Annotated in this window: 14 protein-coding genes; 12 read left to right on the top strand and 2 right to left on the bottom strand. The window is 74.5% G+C overall.

Annotation, left to right across the window (positions count from 1 at the left end; genetic code table 11):
• Nucleotide 1: 1 nt before the first annotated feature.
• The 4 genes from CC117_RS06100 to murC all read left to right on the top strand — a co-directional run bounded on the left by CC117_RS06100 (nt 2) and on the right by murC (nt 5,855).
• Nucleotides 2–1,540: a Mur ligase family protein gene (locus tag CC117_RS06100; protein WP_071082763.1), complete on the top strand. Its 1,539-nt coding sequence runs from the start codon at nt 2–4 to the stop codon at nt 1,538–1,540.
• A gap of 58 nt (nt 1,541–1,598) precedes the next feature.
• Nucleotides 1,599–3,176: a putative lipid II flippase FtsW gene (ftsW, locus tag CC117_RS06095; RefSeq protein WP_071082762.1), complete on the top strand. Its 1,578-nt coding sequence runs from the start codon at nt 1,599–1,601 to the stop codon at nt 3,174–3,176.
• A 77-nt stretch (nt 3,177–3,253) separates the two neighbouring features.
• Nucleotides 3,254–4,384 carry an undecaprenyldiphospho-muramoylpentapeptide beta-N-acetylglucosaminyltransferase gene (gene murG, locus CC117_RS06090; protein ID WP_071082761.1) on the top strand — a complete coding sequence of 377 codons (1,131 nt, stop codon included), beginning with the start codon at nt 3,254–3,256 and terminating at the stop codon, nt 4,382–4,384.
• 10 nt (nt 4,385–4,394) lie between these two features.
• The gene (gene murC / locus CC117_RS06085; protein ID WP_071082760.1) at nt 4,395–5,855 is read left to right on the top strand and encodes a UDP-N-acetylmuramate--L-alanine ligase; all 1,461 of its coding nucleotides are present in this window, start codon (nt 4,395–4,397) and stop codon (nt 5,853–5,855) included.
• A 63-nt stretch (nt 5,856–5,918) separates the two neighbouring features.
• Here murC and CC117_RS06080 read toward each other — a convergent pair whose 3' ends face one another.
• Entirely contained in the window at nt 5,919–6,446 is a 528-nt protein-coding gene (locus CC117_RS06080; RefSeq protein ID WP_071082866.1) for a nitroreductase/quinone reductase family protein, read from the bottom strand.
• Between the two features lie 113 nt (nt 6,447–6,559).
• Entirely contained in the window at nt 6,560–8,113 is a 1,554-nt protein-coding gene (locus CC117_RS06075) for a UDP-N-acetylmuramate--L-alanine ligase (protein WP_084131634.1), read from the bottom strand.
• A 58-nt stretch (nt 8,114–8,171) separates the two neighbouring features.
• On the opposite strand from CC117_RS06075, the gene CC117_RS39750 reads away from it, so the two are divergent.
• From CC117_RS39750 to CC117_RS06040, 8 genes are all read left to right on the top strand, one after another.
• Nucleotides 8,172–8,306, top strand: coding sequence for a hypothetical protein (locus tag CC117_RS39750; RefSeq protein WP_256385358.1), 135 nt, complete (start codon nt 8,172–8,174; stop codon nt 8,304–8,306).
• A gap of 313 nt (nt 8,307–8,619) precedes the next feature.
• Nucleotides 8,620–10,269 carry a cell division protein FtsZ gene (gene ftsZ / locus CC117_RS39745; protein ID WP_071082758.1) on the top strand — a complete coding sequence of 550 codons (1,650 nt, stop codon included), beginning with the start codon at nt 8,620–8,622 and terminating at the stop codon, nt 10,267–10,269.
• A gap of 6 nt (nt 10,270–10,275) precedes the next feature.
• Nucleotides 10,276–10,950, top strand: coding sequence for a peptidoglycan editing factor PgeF (pgeF, locus tag CC117_RS06065; RefSeq protein ID WP_071082757.1), 675 nt, complete (start codon nt 10,276–10,278; stop codon nt 10,948–10,950).
• 87 nt (nt 10,951–11,037) lie between these two features.
• Nucleotides 11,038–11,892 carry a YggS family pyridoxal phosphate enzyme gene (locus tag CC117_RS06060; RefSeq protein ID WP_321572585.1) on the top strand — a complete coding sequence of 285 codons (855 nt, stop codon included), beginning with the start codon at nt 11,038–11,040 and terminating at the stop codon, nt 11,890–11,892.
• A 10-nt stretch (nt 11,893–11,902) separates the two neighbouring features.
• Nucleotides 11,903–12,460 (top strand): cell division protein SepF, encoded by a 558-nt coding sequence (locus CC117_RS06055; protein WP_018635019.1) that lies wholly within the window; start codon nt 11,903–11,905, stop codon nt 12,458–12,460.
• A gap of 95 nt (nt 12,461–12,555) precedes the next feature.
• A complete protein-coding gene (locus CC117_RS06050; RefSeq protein ID WP_071082755.1) occupies nt 12,556–12,810 on the top strand; it encodes a YggT family protein in 255 nt (84 codons plus the stop codon).
• A gap of 93 nt (nt 12,811–12,903) precedes the next feature.
• A complete protein-coding gene (locus tag CC117_RS06045; protein WP_071082754.1) occupies nt 12,904–13,944 on the top strand; it encodes a DivIVA domain-containing protein in 1,041 nt (346 codons plus the stop codon).
• Nucleotides 13,945–14,047: 103 nt separating this feature from the next.
• Entirely contained in the window at nt 14,048–14,248 is a 201-nt protein-coding gene (locus tag CC117_RS06040; RefSeq protein ID WP_071082753.1) for a hypothetical protein, read from the top strand.
• Nucleotides 14,249–14,287: the final 39 nt, after the last annotated feature.

Genomic DNA, 14,287 nt, shown 5'->3' with positions numbered 1-14,287 from the left:
GATGATCACGTCCGAGGCCCGGCACGACCCGGCCGACCCGTCCGCGCTGTCCGGGACGGACGTCCTGGTGGTCGGGGCCGGGACGTCGGGCGCCGCGGCGGCGGACGCCCTGGCGGCCCGCGGCGCCCGCGTGCTCGTGGTCGACGCGGCCGACGGCCCCGCCCAGCGCGCCGCCGCCGAGCGGCTGCGGCGGAGCGGGATCGAGGTGCGCCTCGGCGGCCTCCCCGCCGAGGCCGGACCAGCCTCACTGGTCGTGACCTCGCCGGGGGTGCCGCCCACCACGCCGCTGCTGCGGGCCGCCGGGGCCGCCGGCGTGCCGGTGTGGGGGGAGGTGGAACTCGCCTGGCACTGGCGCGGGCTGTCCCGGTGGCTCGCGGTCACCGGCACCAACGGCAAGACCACCACCACCGAGATGCTCGGTGCGATGCTCCTGTCCGGTGGCCGGCGCGCCACCACCGCCGGCAACATCGGCACGCCGATCGTGACGGCGGTCGGGGCCCGCCCGCCCTACGACGTGCTCGCCGTCGAGCTGTCCAGCTTCCAGCTCCACTACACGTCGACGGTCGCGCCGCACGCCGCGGCGATCCTCAACGTCGCCCCCGACCATCTCGACTGGCACGGCGGCGCCGAGGCCTACGCGGAGGCCAAGGCCCGGATCTGGGCTGCCCCGCAGACCGTGGCGGTCGGCAACGCCGACGACCCCGCCAGCCTGGCGCTGCTGGCGCGGGCACCCGGCCGGCAGGTGACCTTCGGCCTGGACCCCGACGGCGACCCCCGCCCCGACCTGACCGTCGTCGGCGGCTACCTCGTCGACCGGGCCTTCTCCGGCGGACGCCTCATCGCGGTCGCCGATCTCGGTGCGGCCGGCCACTCCCCGGGGCGGAACTCCGGGCCGCGGGCCGCGGGTGGCTCAGGTGTCGCAGGCGGCTCAGTCGGGTCCGGTCTGGGCGGGCGGGCCGGGGCGCAGGGGTTCGGCGCCGGCCCGGCGCCGGCGGTCGGCGCCGACCTGGGGCCGCACAACATCTCCAACGCGCTGGCCGCGGCCGCGCTGGCCCGCGCTGACGGGGTGGATCCTGCGGCCATCGGCGCCGCGCTGGCGATGTTCCGGCCCGGCGCACACCGCAACGTCACGGTCGGCCGCCTCGCCGGCGTCCGCTACGTCGATGACAGCAAGGCCACCAACCCGCACGCGGCCGCGGCGTCGCTGTGCGCATACCCGTCGGTGGTGTGGGTCGCCGGTGGCCTGAACAAGGGCCTGGAATTCGACGATCTGGTGGTCAGGGCCCGCAGCGGCCTGCGCGCGGTGGTGCTGATGGGCCGCTGCGCCGATGAGATCGCGGCCGCTCTCGCCCGACACGCCCCCGATGTCCCCGTAGAACGCGCCGACGGCATGGACGATGCGGTGGAGGCCGCCACCAAGCTCGCGGCACCGGGCGACACGGTGCTGCTCGCACCGGCGGCTGCCTCGATGGACATGTTCCGTGACTACGCGGAGCGCGGTGACCTGTTCGCCGCGGCCGTGCGGGTGCGGGGAGGCTGACCGGCAGGCGGGACCCGTCCCCACCGACGCGCCGGGGATGGGGAGCGTGAGAGAGCGCATGACCGGCGCGCGGACCACCGGACCACACAGGGTCCCCAGCGGAGCCACGGCCGGGGCCGCCACCACGGCGACCCCCGTCCCATCGGTCGCCGGCGCGGGCGCCACCCCCGCGCCGCCCGGCACCGGAGCGTGCGGTGCGGCGGCCGGCGCCGGTGCGGCGAATCACGCGGGCGCCAGCAGCCGTCCGGCTGGTGCCGCGCGTGCGGCCGGTGCGGCTGGTGCGGCTGGGGTCGGGAAGGACGAAGCCGGCCAGAGCAGTGCTGGCCCGGACGGTGCCGGCCAGGCCTGGGCCAGCGATCCCCGGACCCCGGTCCTCGACCGCCCGATGGCCTCGTACTACCTGCTGCTCTCCTCGGCCGGCCTGCTGCTGCTCCTCGGCCTGGTCATGGTGCTGTCGGCGTCCAGCGTGCGGTCGTTCCAGGACTTCGGCTCGTCCTACACGCTCTTTCTGCGCCAGGCGACCTGGGCGGCGATCGGCATCCCGCTGCTGATGATCGCCAGTCGGCTGCCGGTGCGGGTCTTCCGGGCGGCGGCGTACCCGTTGCTCGGTATCACGCTGGTGCTGCTGCTGGCGGTACTCGTCCCCGGCATCGGGCATGTCGAGAACGGCGCCCGGCAGTGGATCCCGATCGGCCCGTACACCATTCAGCCGAGCGAGTTCGCCAAGATCTCGCTGCTGCTGTGGTGCTCCGACGTGCTGGTCCGCAAGCGCCGGCTGCTGGTGGACTGGAAGCACCTGGTGATCCCGGTGGTGCCCGGCTTCCTCTTCGTCGACCTGCTGCTCATGCTCGAGCCCGACCTGGGCGGCGCCATCTGCGTGACGGTGGTGCCGCTGGCGGTGCTCTGGGTGATCGGCACCCCGCTGCGGATCTACGCCAGCCTGCTCGGCGGCATGGTCGCCTGCGCCACCATCCTCGCGGTCAGTGCGCCCTACCGGCTGGAACGCCTGATGTCGTTCCGGGACCCGTTCGCCGACCCGGACCGCACCGGGTTCCAGGCCGTCCAGGGCATCTACGCGCTGTCCTCGGGCGGCTGGTGGGGTGAGGGGCTGGGCGCCTCCAAGGAGAAGTGGCCGGACCTGCTGCCCGCCGTGCACACCGACTTCATCCTCGCGATCATCGGGGAGGAGCTGGGCCTGCTGGGCAGCCTGGTGACGGTGGGCCTGTTCGGGGTGATGGGCTACGCCGGCCTGCGCATCGCGCACCGCACCGACGACCTGTTCGTCCGGCTCGCCGCCGCGGGGGTGACCGCCTGGCTCGTCGCGCAGGCCGTGGTGAACATGGGCGCCGTCGTCGGCCTGCTGCCGATCACCGGGGTGACCCTGCCGCTGGTGTCGTTCGGCGGCTCGGCGCTGCTGCCGACCATGGGGGCGCTCGGCATGCTGCTGGCCTTCGCGCGGTGCGAGCCGGATGCCGCCAGCTACCTGGCCGCGCGCGCCGAGGCCCGACGCGCCGGCCGGACGGGCCGCTGGCTGCGTCGCCGCCGGGCCGAACCCGCCGCGAGCGGCGCGACCGCCGCGACCGGCGAGGGGGTCGTGGCGGCCGGTGCCGGAGGTGTCGCGCTCGACGCCGGCTGACGCCGGTCTCGGCGCGCCGACGCTCTCGGGCGACCATGTTGCGTGTGGGCGGTCCCGATGTGGAATCGTCAGGGCCGATGTTGCGAAGTGTGCTGCTCGCCGGCGGCGGAACTGCCGGCCACGTGGAACCAGCCCTCGCGGTGGCTGACGCGCTGCGCGCGGACGAGCCCCGGATCCGGGTGACCCTGCTCGGCACCGAGACGGGCCTGGAGGCGAAGCTCGTCCCCGCCCGCGGGTACGAGCTGGCGACCGTGCCGAAGGTGCCGATGCCCAGGCGTCCGACCCCGGCACTGCTGACGGTGCCGAACCGGCTGCTCGCCGCGGTGTCGGCGGCGCGCGCGGCGGCGCGGGACGTCCGCGCCGACGTCGTCGTCGGCTTCGGCGGCTATGTCTCGGTGCCCGCCTACCTGGCGGCCCGCCGGCTGCGGCTGCCGATCGTGGTGCACGAGGCGAACCCGCTGCCGGGGCTCGCGAACCGGCTCGGCGCGCGGCTCACGCCGTTCGTCGCCACCTCGTATCCGGCCACCCCGCTGCGGGGCGGCACGCTGACCGGGATCCCGCTGCGTGCGGAGATCCTCACCCTGGACCGTTCGGCGCCGGCCGCCCGCGCGGCGCGGGCCCGCTACGGCCTGGACCCGTACCGGGCGACGCTGCTGGTGTTCGGCGGCTCGCAGGGCGCCCGCTCGCTCAACACCGTGCTCACCGGGGCGGCGCGGGAGCTGACCGGGGCCGGGATCCAGGTCCTGCACGCGGCGGGGCCCAAGAACTACGACGAGGTCGTCGCCGCGCTGCCACCGGGCCTGCCGGCGCCCTACCGGGTGGTGCCCTACCTGGACCACATTCCGTCCGCCTACGCCGCCGCCGACATGAGCCTGTGCCGCTCCGGCGCGATGACCTGCGCCGAGCTGGCGGCGGTCGGGCTGCCGGCCGTGTACGTCCCGCTGCCGCACGGCAACGGGGAGCAGCGCCGCAACGCGCTGCCGACGGTCGAGGCGGGCGGCGGCCTGCTGGTCGAGGACGCCGAGCTCAGCCCCGGCTGGCTGACCGCCAACCTGCTCCCGGTGCTCACCTCACCCGAGCGGCTGGCGAAGATGTCCGCCGCCTGCGCGGGCACCGGGCACCCGGACGCCGCCCGCGCGATCGTCGCAATGATCAGGCAGGCGGAGGCGGGCCGCCGGCACGCCGGACCGCGGCACGCAGCAGGCTGAGGGCCGCGGCGTGGTGGCGCGAGATCTCCCCGACGGCTGGCGGCGGGTACATCTCGTCGGCATCGGCGGGGTGGCCATGAGCGGCCTCGCCCGGCTGCTGGTCGCCCGGGGCGCGGTGGTGTCCGGCAGCGACGCGGTCGAGTCCCGCCAGCTGGCGACGCTGCGCGCGCTGGGGATCCCCATCACCGTCGGCCGCGATCCGGCCGCCGTCGACCCGGCCCGGTTCGACGGCGTGGAGCTCGTCGTCGTCGCACCCGCGGTGCGCCTCGACGACCCCCAGCTCGCCGAGGCGCGGCGGCGCGAACTTCGGATCCTGACCCGGTCCGCGGCGCTGGCGGGGCTCATGCAGGGGCACCGCGGGGTGGCGGTCGCCGGCTCGCACGGCAAGACGACGGTGGCGATGATGCTGACCGCCGCGCTGCAGGCCGGCGGGGAGGATCTCACCTTCGCGGTCGGCGGGGACCCCGGCGAGGCCGGTTCGCACACCCACGCGGGCAGCTCCGACCTGATGGTGGTGGAGGCCGAGGAGGAGGGCGCGGCCTTCTGGCAGCTCCAGCCGCACGGCGCGGTGCTGACCGGTGTGGCCCCCGAACATCTCGACTACTACCGGACGGTGCCCGCCCTGCGGGCGTCCTTCGCGACCTTCCTGCACCGGATCGAGCCCGCCGGATTCCTGGTCGCCTGTGTGGACGACGAGGCCGGCTGGGCCCTCGCCACCGCGGCCGCCCGCGACGCCGCCGCAGCCCTCGCGCCCGGCGACGGTGCGGCTGGACGGCCGTCCTGGCTGATCGGGTACGGCTTCGGCCCGTCGGCGGACGTCCGGCTCTCCGCAGTGGAGATCTCGCCCGCCCGGACCAGCGCCCAGGTCGTGGCGCACGGCGTCCCGCTCGGCCGGATGGTGCTGAAGGTCCCCGGCCGCCACCATCTCCTCGACGGCGCGGCGGCGCTCGCGACCGGGCTCGCGCTCGGTGCCCGGCCGGAGGGCCTGCTGACCGGCCTGGCCTCCTTCGCCGGGGTCCGGCGCCGGTTCGAGCCACTGGGGTCGGCCCGCGGGGTGCGGGTCGTCGACGACTACGCCAACCACCCCGACCGGGTCGCCGCGGCGATCGCCACCGCGCGGGCGCTGGCCGGCGGCGGCCGGGTCGTGGTCGCCTTCCAGCCGCACCTTTACACCCGCACGGCGCTGCTCGCGGAGGACTTCGGTGCCGCGCTGCGCCCCGCCGACGTGGTGGTGGTGATGGACGTCTACGGCGGTGCCCAGCGGCCCGAGCCAGGCGCGGGCGGTGCCCGGGTCGCGTCTGCCGCCCGGGGCGGGACGGCCGAGGTCTTCTACGAACCGTCGTGGTCCGCGGTCCCCGGCGTCCTGCTCGACCGGGCCGCCCCGGGCGACCTCGTCCTCACCCTCGGCGCGGGCGACGTGACGCAGATCGGCCCCGAGCTGCTGCGTCTGCTGGCGGGCCGCACCAGCTAGCCGATGCTGGTCGTCGTCGCATGGCGGTGGGCGACGCTCCCGGCGCAGCCGCGGCCGTCCTGCTCAGGGGAGCCGGGTCAGGACGACGACGGGGATCTCCCGGGTCGCCTGATCCTGGTGGGTGCGCAGCCCCGGCATGCCCTCGACCAGCGCCGCGTAGAGACGGTCGCGTTCCGGCCCGGTGGCGGTGGCTGCCTCGGCGTCGAACCGGTCGGCCTCGAGCTCGACCGTGACCTTCGGCTGTGCCAGCAGGTTGCGGTACCACTGCGGGTGCTCCGCGGCCGCCATGTTCGAGGCGTAGACGACGAGACGACGCCCGGCTTCCGGTGCGTCGACGGCTTCCGGTCCGTCCACGACCACCGGTTCGTCGACGCCTGGTTCGTCGACGCTCGCCGGTTCGTCCACGACATAGCCCAGCGGAGTGGTGTGTCCGCGGCCGGTGCGTTCGCCGACGGTGGTCAGCAGCAGGAGCCGCGAACCGGCCAGGGTCTTCTCCAGCTTCCCGCCGGTGGCCCGGTACTCGGTGATCACCGCCTGGTTGACCACCCGGAAGTCGAATCCGCGGCTCTGCGCGTCACGCGTCTCGGTCATCGTCGGGTCCTCACCTTCGCCGTCGGGCTGCCGGGAGGGCTGGCACACGCCCGCTCACCTGTGAACGTCACGCGGCGCAGTCAACCATTGACGTGGGGAGGTGCTCCGCAGGGTCAGGCCGGCAGGCCGGTCGCGTCCTGGGACTCTGTCCCGCTGCCTCCCGAATGAGCGGCTCCGGCGGGCTGCGCGAGCCGGTCGAGCAGGACGGGACCCACCGTGGTGACCGTGCCCGCCCCGAGGGTGAGGAGCAGGACGCCTCCGGGCGCGTCGCCCGCCGCGGCGTCGAGGTCCGCGAGCAGCCGGCCGGGCAGGTCCGGCCACGGCACGTAGCCGGTGTCCGCCGGCTCGCTGATCCTTGCCGTCAGGTCGGCCGCGTGCAGGCCGAGGTCGTCGGTCTCCCGCGCCGCGTAGATGTCGGTCACGTAGACGCGGTCGGCGTCGCCGAAGGACGTCGCGAAGTCGTCCAGCAGCGCCGCCAGGCGGCTGAACGTGTGCGGCTGCGCCACCGCCCAGACAGGCCGCCCGGCCGCCCGGTCGCGGGCCGCCCGCAGGGTGGCGCGGATCTCCGTCGGGTGGTGGGCGTAGTCGTCGACGATCTCGACCGGGGTGCCGGCCGGCGTGACCGCCCGCCCGATGGTGTCGAACCGCCGCGCGGCACCCGTGTACGTCGCCAGGGCCTCCAGGGCCCGGCCGGGCGGCACGCCGAGCTCCACGGCGGTGGCGAGGGCGGCGAGGGCGTTGAGGGCGACGTGCGGGCCGGGCAGCGCCAGCGACAGCTGCCCCACCGGGGCGCCGGCACGCAGCACGGTCGACACCGACCCCCCGCCCGGACGGGGGGTGTAGTCCACCGCCCGCCAGCTCCGCCCCGCCTCGAAGCCGTAGTCCACCACCCGGGCTCGGCCCGCCGCGCCGCCCGGACCGGCCGCGCCGCCCGGACCGGCCGCGCCGCCCGGACCGGCCGCGCCGCCCGGACCGGCACGCCGGTCGAGCCGGTCGAGCACGGCGACGACGCCCGGGTGGTCGCCGCAGACGACGAGCCGCCCGCCCGGGCGGACCCGGGCCGCGAAGTCGGTGAACACGGCCTGGACGGAGGCCTCGTCGGGGAAGAGGTCGGGATGCTCCCACTCGACGTTGGTGATGATGGCGAGCTCGGGGTCCAGCCCGGCGAACGCGCCGCCGTACTCGTCGGCCTCCAGGACGAACACGTCACTCGTCCCGGTGACGGCGCTGCCGCCCAGTTGGGCCACCTCGGCTCCGATCACGGCGGTGGGATCCAACCCGCCGTTCTGCAGTACCAGAGTGAGCATGGCGGCCGTCGTGGTCTTGCCGTGCGAGCCGGCGACCGCGACCAGCCGGTAGGCGGCGGTCAGCTCCGGCAGCCAGTCGGCGCGGCGCCGCACGGGGATGCCCAGCGCGCGGGCGGCGACAACCTCGGGGTGGTCGTCACGCAGGGCGCTCGAGGCCACGACCACCTCGGCTCCGCTCAGCTCCGCGGCGAGCGCCGCCGGGCCGGCGGCCGGGCCGACGCGTACCGGGACACCCAGCGCCCGCAGCGCGGCGATCCGCGGCGAGTCCTCCTGGTCGCTGCCGGAGGCCTGACCGCCGCCGGCCAGGTGAATCCGGGCGAGTGGCGACAGGCCCGAGCCGCCGATGCCGAGGAAGTGCACGCGCCTCCCGTGCCTGCCGGCACCGTGGGCAGCGGGGCCCGGACTCGCACCAGGGCCCGTGCCCGGGCCGGAGCCCTGGCTGGGAACGGGGCTGGCGGCCGGCTCCGCGGAGCGGACCGAGGGGGCTTCGGTCGAGGGGCTGGCGGGGGCCGGCCGCGGGGTCGTCGCGGCGGGCGGGTCCGCGGAGTTCTGACCGGTCACGCCACGCAGTACACACCACCCAGCCGGGCCTGTGCGAAGGCGCYCGGGCGAGCCAGGACCGGTGTGACGAAGGGGACGTGAATCCCATCGGTGTGACGCGCCGACAGCGTCCTTGACCACTGCCGAAGCCGTGCCTACTGTCCGATCCACAGTCGGAAGTTGACATAACTGTAACCGTCTAGCTGACGGTGAAGGTTGAGGCTGCTCGGCTGCTTCCCCGCTCCATCGGCCTCCAGAGGCCGCGGGCTCCGGAGCCGGGGAGCCCCCTGCCTGCCCACCCGACGCCGCTGGAGGACCGACACCGCATGGCAGCCCCCCAGAACTATCTCGCGGTCATCAAGGTCGTCGGGATAGGCGGAGGCGGCGTGAACGCCGTCAACCGGATGATCGAAGTCGGGCTCAAGGGTGTCGAGTTCATCGCCATCAACACTGACGCCCAGGCGCTGTTGATGAGCGATGCCGACGTCAAGCTCGACGTCGGCCGTGAACTCACCCGGGGCCTCGGCGCCGGCGCCGACCCCGAAGTGGGTCGGCAGGCCGCTGAGGATCACCGCGAGGAGATCGAGGAGGTCCTCAAGGGGGCCGACATGGTCTTCGTCACGGCTGGCGAGGGCGGTGGCACCGGTACCGGAGGCGCACCCGTGGTCGCCAACGTGGCGCGGTCGCTCGGCGCGCTGACGATCGGCGTCGTGACCCGCCCGTTCACCTTCGAAGGCCGCCGCCGCGCCACCCAGGCCGATACGGGTATCGACACTCTGCGCAACGAGGTCGACACCCTCATCGTTATCCCGAACGACCGCCTGCTCGCGATGACCGATCGCGACATCAGCGTCCTGGACGCCTTCCGCAGTGCCGACCAGGTACTGCTCTCCGGTGTCCAGGGCATCACCGACCTGATCACCACTCCCGGTCTGATCAACCTGGACTTCGCCGACGTCAAGACCGTCATGTCCCACGCGGGCAGCGCCCTCATGGGTATCGGGCGGGCTCGCGGCGACGACCGGGCGACCGTCGCCGCCGAGCAGGCCATCGCCTCACCCCTGCTCGAGGCCAGCATGGACGGCGCCCAGGGCGTCCTGCTGAACATCTCCGGCGGGTCCGACCTGGGCCTGTTCGAGATCAACGCCGCGGCGGAACTGGTCGCCGACGCGGCGCACCCCGAGGCGAACATCATTTTCGGTGCGGTGATCGACGACGCGCTGGGTGACGAGGTCCGGGTCACGGTGATCGCCGCCGGGTTCGACACCGTCCAGGACCGGCGTACCCGAACGCTGGCCAACCAGCGGCGCCCACCAGGCCCCGGGGGTACAGCGCCGGCGGGGCCGCCGCAGCCGGGTGCGCCGGGCCCGGGTCCGGGTCCGGGTCCGGGTCCGGGTCCGGGTCAGGGTCCGGGCCAGCCGCCGCAGACCGCGGCGCCGAGCACCACCGTGCTGCCGCCCATTCCGGGTATGCCCGTGGCTGCGCGGCCTGTGCCGGCCCACTCGACCTACCAGCCGCCGTCCGGCGGGTCCGCCGGCCACTACGTGCCCGAACCGCTGCCGGACGGTCGCCCCGCGGCCCCGGCCGGGGGCGGCGGCCAGCCGGGTGGTGCCGGCGACCAGCGGCCCGCCGGCGGGCCGCCGCGCCGGGAGTACTCCGGTCCGGGTGCCGACGCGGGGTTCGCCCGGCCGCCGGCCACGGCCGGCGTTCCCGGGGGCCAGCCGGGCATCGCCGCGCCGGCCACGGCGTCGGGCATGCCGCCTCGGCCCGGCTTCGCCCACGGTGCTCCGCCGAGCGGCGGCGGTGCGGCGGGTGTGGGCGGTGCCGGCGGGCAGGAGCCCGGGCCGGCCGCTGTCGCCGCGGCCCAGCGGGCCGAGGCGGCCCGGCCGGGCCCGCGCCCGACCTACCCGCCACGCCGCCCGGTGCGTCCCGTGGCCGACGATGACGAGCTGGACGTCCCGGACTTCCTGAAGTAGCCGGCCGTGCCCGTTCTGGTGACCTCGCGTGGTGGTGGAACGAGCGGACCGCCGTACACAGGGCTGAACCTGGGTGACCACGTCGGTGACGAGCCGGCCGCCGTCGCCGAGAACCGGCGGCTGGTCGTGTCCCGCATCGGTCGGCCGGTCCAGTTCATGCGGCAGGTACACGGCGCGCAGGTCAGCCTCGTTCGCGAGGCTGGCCCGCCGCCGGAGGCCGACGCGATGGTGACGGACGTGGCCGGGGTGGCCCTCGCCGTCCTGGTGGCCGACTGCGTGCCGGTGATGTTCGAGTCACCGGCCGCTGTCGGCGTGGCCCACGCCGGACGCCAGGGGATGGCTTCGGGTGTCCTCGCGGCCACGCTGGCGGCCTTCGACGAGCTCGGCGTGGACCGTGGCACCCTCAGGGTCACCCTCGGGCCCGCGATCTGCGCGCACTGCTACGAGGTGCCCGCGCTGATGCGTTCCGATGTCGAGCGGGTCGTCCCGGGCAGCGCGGCGACAACCCGCGCCGGTACCCCCTCGCTCGACCTGCGGGCTGGTCTGCGTGGCCAGCTCGCGGCGGCGGGCGTCGGGGCGGTGACGGTCTCCGACCGGTGCAGCGCGGAGTCCGACGATCTTTTCTCGTACCGCCGGGACGGGCGGACCGGACGTTTCGCCGGCCTCGCCTGGCTGGCCTGAGTGTCCGGGTCGGCCTGAGTGCCCGGGCTGGATGCGCGCCGGGTGGAGGGACTGCGTTCCCGCCTGACAGTCGTCCGGGACAGGCTCGTGACTGCCGCGCGGACTGCCGAACGCGACCCGGACGCGCTGACGCTGATCGCGGTCAGCAAGACCTGGCCGTTCGAGGATGTGGTCGCACTGTGCTCCCTTGGGGTCCGGCACTTCGCCGAGAACCGGGAGCAGGAAGCCGGCCCCAAGGCTGCGGCGGTCCACGCGGCCCTGGCCGGGGCCGGGGTGCCCGCGCCCGGTGACCAGATCCGCCGTCCGGGCCTCCCCGACGGCACGCCGGGGGCATGGTTTCCGTCACGTGCCGACGGTCCTGCCACCCTCGGGTCGCCCGGCGTGCTCGATGTGCCGGTCTGGCATTACGTCGGCCAGCTTCAGCGCAACAAGGCCCGAGCCGTGACCGGCTGGGCGCACTATGTGCAGTCCGTGGACAGAGCGCGACTGGTCGAGACCCTTTCCCGGGCAGCTACAGAGCGTGGCTATATCACTGCTGTTTGTATTCAGGTCAATCTCGACCAGGAGGCGTCGCCCGGGGTGCGGCCCGGGCCTGGGGTGCAGAAATCCCTTCCGGGTGGGGAGAACGCGCCTGTCGCGGGCGCAGGCGGGGCGGCGCGCGGCGGGGCGCTGCCGCGGGACGTGCCGGCGCTCGCCGAGCTCGTCGCCCGGGCGGAGGGGCTTGTTCTGGCCGGCGTGATGGCCGTGGCGCCGCGCGGGGTGCCGCCCCGGCCTGCCTTCGCGCGGCTGCGTGAAGTATCCGAGCGGTTGCGTTCCGACTTTCCGGCGGCGACGATGGTGAGTGCTGGAATGTCCAGTGATCTTGAAGATGCGGTCGCGGAAGGCGCGACACACCTTCGGATCGGCACCGCTTTGTTCGGTGAACGGCACGGTGTCCCTTAGAGTCGCGCCCATGGGGCTCGGTCGCAGGGCGATGGTCTACCTCGGGCTCGCCGAGGAGGACGAGGACTACCTCGATGACGACTATGACGATGACGGGCACGACGCCGCCCGAGGTGCCGTCAGGGACGATCGACGGACCACGCTGGACCCGGTCCCGATAGACCGGTCGGTCCGCCGGCTCGACGTACGTGAGGAGCCAGTCGCCATGCCGCGACGTCCGCCGGTGGAGCATCTGCGACCGTCCGCGCCCACGCCGATGCGCCGGGTCGCGCCCATCGAGGAGCCCCGGCCGTACCGGATCACGACGCTCCAGCCGCGCAGCTACAATGAGGCGCGTCAGATCGGTGAGGAGTTCCGTGACGGCACGCCCGTTATCATGAACCTCACCGAGATGGACGACGTCGACGCCAAGCGGCTGGTCGACTTCGCCGCAGGGCTGATCTTCGGCCTCCGGGGCGACATCGAGAAGGTGACCAACAAGGTTTTCCTGCTCTCGCCGCACAACGTCGAGGTCACCGAGACGGACAAGCGACGCATCCGTGAGGGTGGGTTCTACAACCAGTCATAGTCAGGGCGTGACCGTCCGGTAGGGTCGCCCAGAGGCTTCCCCTCGCTACCCCGGGAGAGAGCACCATCAGCGCACTAGGAACACTGATTTTTTGGGTGCTGACGGCCTACCTGTTGCTCCTGATCGCCCGGGCGGTCATCGATCTGGTGCGAACCCTCAACGGGTCCTTCCGGCCGAGCGGCCCCCTGGTTCTGTTCTTCGAGATCGTGTACACGGCGACTGACCCTCCGCTGCGCTTCATCCGGCGTTTCCTTCCGCCGTTGCGGGTAGGTAGCGTTGCTCTTGACCTCGGTTTCATGCTGCTCGTCGTAGTGATCTTCATACTGCAGGGCTATGCGCAGAGGCTGTGACGAGGTCATGTGCACACCGCGAGAGCGGGCACGGCAGACTGCCCGCAGACCGCCCTCTCTTCGGGGAGCGGCGATGCCGCACGAGGAGGCGACGTGGCGCTGACACCGCAGGACGTTCAGAACAAGGTCTTCAGCCCAACACGGTTCCGTACGGGCTACAACGAGGACGAGGTGGACACCTTCCTCGATGAGGTCGAAGCCGAGCTGACGCGTCTGCTGGATGAAAGCAGCGACCTGCGCAGGCAGCTCGACGAAGCCCGTCGCTCGGGTGGCGGTGGTCCCGGCGTCCCGGCGCATCTCCTCGAGGAGAACCAGCAGCTCCGGCGCCAGCTGGAGGAGTCCCGGCGGCACCTGTCCCAGGCGCAGGCCCAGGCGGCCCAGGCGGCCCAGGCCGTCCGTGAGCGCCCGCAGCCCGTGGGCCCCCCCGGCCCGCAGGCGGGGCCGCCCGTCGGCGCGCCCGGCGGCCCGGTCGGTGCTCCGCCCGTCCCGGGTGGCCCCACCACCGTCATGCCGGCCCTCGTCGGCGGCGGCGGGCAGGGCCCGGCCCGGACGGGCCCCGGCGCCCCCGGCCAGACCGACGCCGACATCGAGCAGCGGGTCGCCCGCACGCTCGTCCTCGCGCAGCGCACCGCCGACGAGGCCCTGCGGGAGGCGCGGGCGGAGTCCGAGCGGGCCCGCCGCGAGGCGCGGGCGGACGCCGACCGCATCATCGGCGAGGCACGCGCCCACGTGGCCGAGCAGCTCGGTGGGCTTGAGGACGACAAGCGCCGGCTGGAAAGCCAGGTGGAGCAGCTGCGCGCCTTCGAGCGCGAGTACCGCACCCGGCTGCGCGCCTACCTCGAGATGCAGCTCCGCGACCTTGACGGCATGCCGACCCAGCCGGCCGTCGGCCCCGGCGGTCCGTCCCGGCCCGGCCTCAACCCGGGTGCGTCGAACCCCACGCCGGTTCCGGCGAACGTCGGAGGTCCGCAGAACGCCGGCCCCGGCCAGCCACCCCAGCACGTCGGGGCGCAGGCCTTCCAGACTGCTCCGCCGATGGGCGCACCTGCCCTCGCCCGCGAGAGCAACGGCCACAATGGACGTCCGGACCTCGACCCGGGCCGGCGGGACGCAGCCGGTATGCAGGAATTCTGATAGTTGCTCCGCGTGCCTCCGACGTCCTGCCCCAGCACTCACGGGCCGGGCGTCGGAGGCGTTCTGTGGTCTTTTCGGTGGCTGAGCTGAGAGTCGGTGCGGCATGGTCATGGTCAGCGGTGCTCTGATAGCGGTCGCCGCGGTACTCGCGGTCGTCGGCCTGTTCGCCGCGACCACCTGGACCTACGCCTCGCTGGTGCTTCTCTGCCTCGCCGCAGCGCTGCTGCCGGTCGCCGCAGCCCGTCGGGCCGGCGTCGTAGGGTCGGGCGCGGGCGCTGGCGCCGGAGGGTCGGGCGCGGGATAGTTCGGCGCGGGCGCCGGTCGGTCGAGCGGTCAGTCGGAA

It is taken from the genome of Parafrankia colletiae (genome assembly GCF_001854655.1).
In the GTDB taxonomy this organism is placed as follows: domain Bacteria; phylum Actinomycetota; class Actinomycetes; order Frankiales; family Frankiaceae; genus Parafrankia; species Parafrankia colletiae.
This window is presented reverse-complemented; position numbering and strand designations above follow the sequence as displayed.

Excerpts from the sequence above, each read along its gene's own strand:
- CC117_RS06040 (WP_071082753.1), top strand. The coding sequence starts at position 14,048 with ATGGTCATGGTCAGCGGTGCTCTGATAGCGGTCGCCGCGGTACTCGCG.
- CC117_RS06080 (WP_071082866.1), bottom strand. The coding sequence starts at position 6,446 with ATGACCGAGACGCGTGACGCGCAGAGCCGCGGATTCGACTTCCGGGTG.
- ftsZ (WP_071082758.1), top strand. The coding sequence starts at position 8,620 with ATGGCAGCCCCCCAGAACTATCTCGCGGTCATCAAGGTCGTCGGGATA.
- CC117_RS06100 (WP_071082763.1), top strand. The coding sequence starts at position 2 with ATGATCACGTCCGAGGCCCGGCACGACCCGGCCGACCCGTCCGCGCTG.
- CC117_RS06055 (WP_018635019.1), top strand. The coding sequence starts at position 11,903 with ATGGGGCTCGGTCGCAGGGCGATGGTCTACCTCGGGCTCGCCGAGGAG.
- ftsW (WP_071082762.1), top strand. The coding sequence starts at position 1,599 with ATGACCGGCGCGCGGACCACCGGACCACACAGGGTCCCCAGCGGAGCC.
- murG (WP_071082761.1), top strand. The coding sequence starts at position 3,254 with ATGTTGCGAAGTGTGCTGCTCGCCGGCGGCGGAACTGCCGGCCACGTG.